This window comes from Acinetobacter sp. YH12096, assembly GCF_013419215.1.
GTDB classification, from domain to species: Bacteria; Pseudomonadota; Gammaproteobacteria; order Pseudomonadales; family Moraxellaceae; genus Acinetobacter; species Acinetobacter amyesii.
The window spans coordinates 60831-68393 of the sequence record NZ_VPAM01000021.1 but is presented as its reverse complement, the minus strand read 5'-3'; the positions used below and the strand labels follow the sequence as shown (position 1 = coordinate 68393).

At 42.0% G+C, this 7563-nt stretch carries 4 protein-coding genes; 3 read left to right on the top strand and 1 reads right to left on the bottom strand.

What is annotated here, in order from left to right:
• Window positions 1-216 precede the first annotated feature (216 nt).
• On the bottom strand, window positions 217-2634 hold the full coding sequence (locus FTU36_RS10280) for a membrane-bound PQQ-dependent dehydrogenase, glucose/quinate/shikimate family (RefSeq protein WP_180117785.1): 2418 nt from the start codon (window positions 2632-2634) through the stop codon (window positions 217-219).
• 990 nt (window positions 2635-3624) lie between these two features.
• Here FTU36_RS10280 and FTU36_RS10275 point away from each other — a divergent pair.
• The 3 genes from FTU36_RS10275 to FTU36_RS10265 are packed head-to-tail and all read left to right on the top strand — an operon-like array spanning window position 3625 to window position 7522.
• Window positions 3625-4851: an SfnB family sulfur acquisition oxidoreductase gene (locus FTU36_RS10275; protein ID WP_180117783.1), complete on the top strand. Its 1227-nt coding sequence runs from the start codon at window positions 3625-3627 to the stop codon at window positions 4849-4851.
• An 11-nt stretch (window positions 4852-4862) separates the two neighbouring features.
• Window positions 4863-6086, top strand: coding sequence for an SfnB family sulfur acquisition oxidoreductase (locus tag FTU36_RS10270; RefSeq protein WP_180117781.1), 1224 nt, complete (start codon window positions 4863-4865; stop codon window positions 6084-6086).
• Window positions 6086-7522, top strand: coding sequence for an LLM class flavin-dependent oxidoreductase (locus FTU36_RS10265; protein ID WP_180117779.1), 1437 nt, complete (start codon window positions 6086-6088; stop codon window positions 7520-7522). Before FTU36_RS10270 ends, FTU36_RS10265 begins: the two co-directional genes overlap by 1 nt.
• Window positions 7523-7563: the final 41 nt, after the last annotated feature.

The following is a 7563-nucleotide window of genomic DNA, read 5'->3' as shown; positions in this document are numbered from 1 at the left end:
TTCGCAAGAGATGCGATGGATGTCTGATGATTTGTAGTCATAAATTTAAGTCCCCACTTGTTTCTAAGTGGGGACTAAATTAAGGCTTATAGGATGAATTCAGAAGGTGTGTTCAGCGGACGCTTACATTACTTATTAAAATTTTAGATATTGATCATTATTTTTTCAAAAAAAACCAAAGCCTAAGCTTTGGTTTTTTAGTAAATTGTATGTCAATTATTTTTGATCAGGCAAAGCATAGGCAATGATGTAATCACCTACATCTTTAGAGTGGCTTGCACCACCTGCAGAAATAACCACATATTGTTTTCCAGTTTTTGGTGACTTATAAATCAATGGTGCTGCAACAGCAGCCACAGGAAGTTCAGCTTTCCACACTTCTTTACCGGTTTTAGAGTCTAAAGCACGTAAGTAGTAATCTTGAGTACCTGCAAAGAATACTAGACCAGAAGCAGTTGACGTTGGACCACCTAAAGTAGGCATACCAAGAGGCATTGGCATATGAGATTTAATACCTAAAGGTCCAAGTTGTTCAGCAGTCCCCATTGGCACTTCCCAAACGACTTTTTTAGATTTCAAATCAATCGCTGTCATGGTTCCGAACGGAGGGCGGTTACATGGTACACCCAATGCAGACTGCATGATGTCGATTTTTACACCTGCATATGGACCTGCAAATTGTGGACGTACAGTCCCCATGAATCCTGGAACTTCATCCGTTGAGATTTTGTACTTGCCCATGTCTTCTTTACGTACAAGAGACATACGAAGTGGCATACGCATATCGTTGACGAACATCAAACCTGTTGATTCATCGATAGAAATACCACCCCAGTTCATACCACCTAAAAGACTTGGCCATTCTATATATGATTTTTCACCCGGCGGGGTATAAAGACCTTGATACACAGAATCTTTATAATCAATACGACAGTTTAATTGGTCAAAGGTAGAGATCCCCCACATGTCTTTTTCACGTAAAGTGTCATTCCCAATTTGTGGCATATCGACAGAATATGGTTGAGTTGGAGAAAGTTTTTCACCTTCAGCAGCACCAGAGGTTGGAACGGCTTTTTCAACCACTTTAGACACTGGTTTACCCGTACGACGGTCTAAGACAAAGATTTGTCCCATTTTAGTGGTTTGAATCAATGCAGGAACTTTTTCACCTTGATCATTGGTCATGGTGTAAAGCACAGGTTGTGACGGTAAGTCATAATCCCATACGTCATGATGCACAATTTGATACGACCACACTGTTTTACCAGTCGTTGCATTGACAGCAACGACAGCCGAACCAAATTTCTCTTTAGCACCACTACGGTCACCACCCCAATAATCTGGAGGACCATTACCAGTAGGTAAATAAACAAGATTTAAGTCTTTGTCATAGGTTGGAATGGTCCACATGTTTGGCGTTTCAAGGGTATAACCTTTACCATCTTTAGGCTCACCAACAAGTTCAGGATTACCAATATCCCACGCCCAAGCCAATTTACCTGTACGAACATCATAGGCACGTACGACACCAGAAGGCTCGCCGTGCACAATATCACGGACCCAGCCACCTAAAATTGCAACATGACCTGCAATGAGAGGAGTTGATGTTGGGTGGTAGCGTTTACTTTGTTCAGTTGGCCCCATGTCATGTAAAACATCGACTTGACCATTGATACCAAACTCAGGGCATAAAGCACCTGTTTTCGCATTCAAGGCAATTAAACGACCATCAACAGTAGAGGTTAAAATACGTTGTGGACATGCTTTGATGCCGTTAGATGCTAAATCGGCAGGTGTAAGTGATTTATCTTTAGTTGCATCGTAGTAGCCTACACCACGACAGGTAATATGTTCCGCAGTTTTTGCTTTAGGATCATATTTCCAAAGTGCTTTACCACTATCACCATCAATGGCAGTGATAATATTGGTCGGTGTACATGAATACAGTGTGCTACCAATTTGAATGGGTGTATTTTCGTCTACACCTGCTTTCAAATCACGACCCGTATGGTAGGTCCAAGCAACTTTCAAATCTTTGACATTTTCAGGGGTAATGTCAGTATATGGAGCGAAACGTGTACCGTTACCATTACGACCAAAATACTCCCAGTTGTCTGGGTTTTCAGCATTTGGTTTTGCTAAACTTGGATCTTGTACGAGATCAACTGGATTTAAAATTTTGCCATGTGGGAAGAATGCGGCAATCAGCGCAACCACACAGGCAGCTAAACCAACGAATCCAACTTGATTGGCTATTTTAACTTTTGTGAGGCTCAGTGCAGGCAGACTACGACTTGCCCATAGGCTTAAAACAAATAAAACAGTTGGGGTCACTAAACGTGGAATATATTGCCAAAAGTCAAAACCTTGCACTTCAGCAATTGCCCAGATCACAGTTGCAATAAATGTGATGATAGACAACCAAAAGCCAGCGGCTTTTTTCATTGCATATAAAACAGCGATGACGATATACGCAACACCAGCAATGAGATAATAGCTTGAACCACCGAGACTCAATAATTTAGAACCTTGGATGATTAAATATAGTGCGATCAGAGCAGTCAGTACGATAAAAAAATATCGGTAGACTTTAGCCCCTACACGCTCTTGCAGAGAGGTTTGTTCTGTGTTCATACCTTGCCTCTGGGTAATATAGGCTTGGTTAAATAGTCAAAAAATTAGAATAAAGTAAAGTCTTTTAAATCGTATGCTATAAATACATGGTGCCCAACAAAACGCATTTGAAATCGTATAAATCTAATTACATTCTACTCATTCAATTCTTGAAGTTATGGCTAGCATTCAGTTTTAAATACTTACAGATAAGGAAATAATTTGGGCTATTGATACCAAATAGTTGCCTATGTAACGAAGTTTGAAGATTGAGTACAATCACACACTGTGATTGTACTTTAGTAGTAGAAGTATACTCCTTTTCAAGTATTGTGTTTTGATCGACATGCTTATTCAAAGATTCAAAAAATTAAGCCCTCCTAAACAACTTAGATTTAAGTCATCATTGAGGGGTGAAAACAGCCTCGTTCGTTCAATTGATTTCAAACCATTACACATGCATGAATCTGATTAATTTAAGAAATATTGAACTGGTAATTTAGAATCTCATCCTTTATTCCTGTTCGAAGCAATTTCTTAACTGCATTGGCAACGATATTCAGACTGAGGTTTCCACTCATCCCATTTAATGTATGTTAAAACATCAAGCTCTAGAGCCAATAGCTAGATGAAGCCTATCACTACTTTCTTTATAGCTATCGTAATATTACTAAGCTTTTGTCTTCTACAAAGAAAGTGAGATAATTTGGAGCGATTCAGACGAATCTACAATGTTAAATGAGGCCTTGAACAAAGCTATACTTCATTCAAATAGAAGTATCTAACCCACTGTCTTAGATATATTATTTTTAAGGTTGAATATCTGCAAAGTTGCTAATACCTTATTTTCTAATAAATTCATTTGTTGTTATTTCTACATCTATTGTTTTAAATCAAACACTTATTTTATCTAATTTGCATAATTTTTATGCAGATTAAATGCTAAAAAGACATTCTGCTAAGTTAAGAATAATCCATCATTTAAAGAATCACGGATTTACGAGTAGCGTTTTGATATCTATTAAAGGTGTCATTATGTCTCATTTAATCTCTGAAAATATTCATGTTATTGAAAATGACTTAGAAGCAATTCATGCAGCGTATCATGTTGCAGATTTTGCTTTGGAAGGTCGAAATGAACGTGATCAGAACCGCCTGCTGCCTTTTGCAGAAATCGACTTATTCAGTCAAAAAGGTTTAGGTGGCATTCGTATTCCCAAAAAATTTGGCGGTGCCTACGTGTCCAACAAGACACTGGCGCAGGTTTTTCGCATTATCAATAAAGCAGATTCTAGCGTGGGCCAAATTCCACAAAACCAAATTGCCTTGCTGTATATGATTGACCTCATGGGAACGGATGAGCAAAAAGCCTTTATTTTTAATGAAATTTTACAGGGAAAACGTTTAGCCAATGGTGGCCCAGAGCGCAACACCAAAGACACTAAAACCTTAAACACAACGCTGCGCATTGAAAATGGAAAGTATGTTGTTAATGGTGAAAAGTTCTATTCAACCGGCAGTAGTTTTGCAGATTGGTTGGCGATTAAAGCCGTTCACCCTGAAGGTCATGTTGTCCTGACCATCATTGATCGACATGCTACAGGCGTAGAAGTGATTGATAACTGGAATGGTTTTGGTCAGCGCACAACGTCTAGTGGCACCGTCAAACTAAACCATGTGGCAGTAGACCCCCTATTAATTTTTGATGAACGTAAGCTTTCTGCAAGGCCAACGTATCGAGGTGCCTTTTCACAATTGATGCAAGTCGCGATCGATGTCGGGATTGCGGAAGCTGCCTTTGCAGACACCCTTTCTGCGGTACAAAAAGCCCGTCCGATTGTGGATGCACAAGTTGAGAAAGCCAGTTTTGAGCCCTACACCCTACAAGAGGTGGGTAAATCTGCAGTTTTATTGGATGCTACGATTTTACTTTTAGATGAAGCCGCAGATTACCTCGATGAATTAGATCAGCTTGATCAGGTGAGTGAACAACAAGCTGCTCTGGCTTCGATTCGTGTCGCAGAAGCCAAAATCTATGCCAATGATGCAGCCTTACAGATCTCTGAAAAACTCCTTGAATTAGGCGGCAGCCGTGCAAGTTTAAGTGCTCATAACCTTGATCAACACTGGCGCAATGCCCGAGTACACACCCTACATGATCCTGTGCGTTGGAAGCTGCATACCTTAGGCGACTATTACTTAAATCATAAATTACCTGCACGCCATGCGTGGATTTAAGGAGAATTCTGATGACCTCTTTCCAAAATATAAATTCGCTACAGGCCGCATCAACGACACCTGCGCATATTATTCAGTCCGATGCAGAAGCGATTGAAATTGCAAAACAATTGGCCGAACAATTTAGAAAAAATGCCGTGCAACGTGATGCCGAACGCATACTCCCTTTTGATGAAATCGAGGCCTATAGCCAATCTGGTCTCTGGGCAATCACGGTTCCCGAAGCTTTTGGCGGTGCCGAAGTTTCAAGTGATACCGTGGCGCAAGTGATTGCGCTTATGAGTGGTGTAGATGGTTCAATTGGACAAATTCCACAAAACCATTTTTATGCATTGGAAGTATTACGAAACACCGGCACAGCTGAACAAAAGCAAAAGCTTTATGCCGAAGTGCTTGCTGGCGCACGTTTTGGCAATGCCTTAGCCGAGTTTAAAACCAAAACCGCTGCGCAAAAACAAACGTCGATTCGCCCTCATGACGATGGTTTTGTGGTGAATGGTGAAAAGTTTTATTGCACCGGCAGTTTATTTGCACATCGTATTCCCACATTGGTCAAAGACCAAGATGGTCGTGAATATTTAGCCTTTATTGCACGTGAAAATACAGGTTTAGAGCTGATCGATGATTGGACAGGATTTGGACAACGCACCACCGGCAGTGGTTCTGTAAAATTTCACCAAGTTGCAGTTCCTGCCATAGATGTCATTCCCTTTGATCGGGCATTTACGGAGCCGACATTGGTTGGGCCATTTGCGCAAATTATGCATGCTGCGATTGAAGTCGGTATAGCCCGCGCAGCCTTTGAAGAAAGTTTGCACCGCGTACACCAAGCACGACCATGGATTGATTCAGGTCTTGATCTTGCAAGCGAAGATCCTTTAACCAAATACGAACTCGGTCGTATTGCCGCAGATGTTCGCGCCAGTGAGGTCTTGCTGAAACAAGCCGCTCGTGCCATCGATGCTGCTCGCCCACAGCCCAATGCTGAAAACATCGCAAAAGCCTCATTAGATGTAGCGAAAGTACGTGCGCATAGTACTGAAACTGCACTGAAAGCGGCTTCAAAATTGATTGAGCTTGCAGGCAGCCGTGGCAGTCAGCGTGAAGATGGTCTAGATCGTTTTTGGCGTAATGCACGTGTCCATACCTTGCATGATGCAGGGCGATGGAAATATTTCTTCATTGCCAATTACCTCCTAAATGGCGTATTGCCCCCACGTCGAGGGACCTTGTAATGAGCGAAATCACCACAGCAGATACCCGATCACATTCAGCCAAGAAAATTTTACTGAATGCCTTCGACATGAACTGTGTCGGGCATATCAATCATGGCTTATGGACCCATCCACGCGATGAGTCACACCGCTTTAATGAACTAAGCTATTGGACGGATCTTGCCAAAACCTTGGAGCAAGGGCTGTTTGACGGGCTATTTATTGCAGATATCACCGGGGTCTATGATGTTTATGAAGGCAATATTGATCTCACACTTAAAGAGTCGATCCAACTGCCGAGCCATGACCCCAGCACCCTAATTTCTGCAATGGCTGCGGTCACTGAAAACTTAGGTTTTGGTGTAACAGTCAATTTGAGCTATGAAACGCCTTATCAATTTGCACGTCGATTTGCCAGCCTAGACCACCTGACCCAAGGTCGAATCGGCTGGAATATCGTGACTGGATATCTAGACAGTGCAGAACGCTTGATTGGGCAAAAAGGCCTGAAAGATCATGATCTACGCTATGAACAAGCTGAAGAGTTTTTGCAGCTTTGCTATAAGTTTTGGGAAGGCTCTTGGGAAAATGATGCGGTTCAAAAAGATAAAGCAAATCGCATCTTTAGCGACCCCAAAAAAGTACATGCCATTCAACACCAAGGGAAGTTCTATCAAAGCCAAGGGGTATTTCAAGTTTCTCCATCGATTCAGCGCACCCCTGTGTTGTATCAGGCCGGTGCTTCACCACGTGGTTTAGCTTTTGCGACGCAACATGCGGAAGGCATGTTTATCGGTGCAGACAGCGCTGAAAAAGTCAAAAATCAGGTACAGAAAATTCGCAGTCAAACCGCAGCGCAAGGTCGTGACCCACAAGCCGTAAAACTCTTTGTCGGCATTACGGTAGTGACCGCAGAGACCGATGAACTCGCCCAAGAGAAATTGGCTGAATACATTCGCTATGCCAATCCTGAAGCGGGACTGGCACACTTTTCCAGCTCGATTGGGATGAACCTCGCCAACTTTGCAGAAGATGAAGCCATTCCGTATCAGCAGACCAATAGCATCGCATCGGTCAATCAAAAATTTAAAGAGCAGAAAATTACGCGCCAAGATTTGCGTGCTCAGCACGTTCTAGGTGGGCGTTATCCGCTCTTTGTTGGGAGTGGTGCCAATGTTGCAGAACAGTTAATTGATTATTTGGATGAAACTGGCATCGATGGATTTAATCTGACTCGCACCGTCGCACCCGAGTCACATCAAGATTTTATCCGTTTGGTCATTCCAGAATTACAGCAACGTGGACGCTATAAAACTGCATATGACACCGGTAGTCTACGGCAAAAACTGTTTCAACAAGGTGACCATTTAGCAATGACACATCCTGCTTATCGCTACCGATGTCCCACTTCCGAAACATCTTGTCAGGCAACCCTTAAAAACGTTGAAACAGCATAAGCTGCATTTATAAAACAACATGTTAGACAAAAAATTTAATT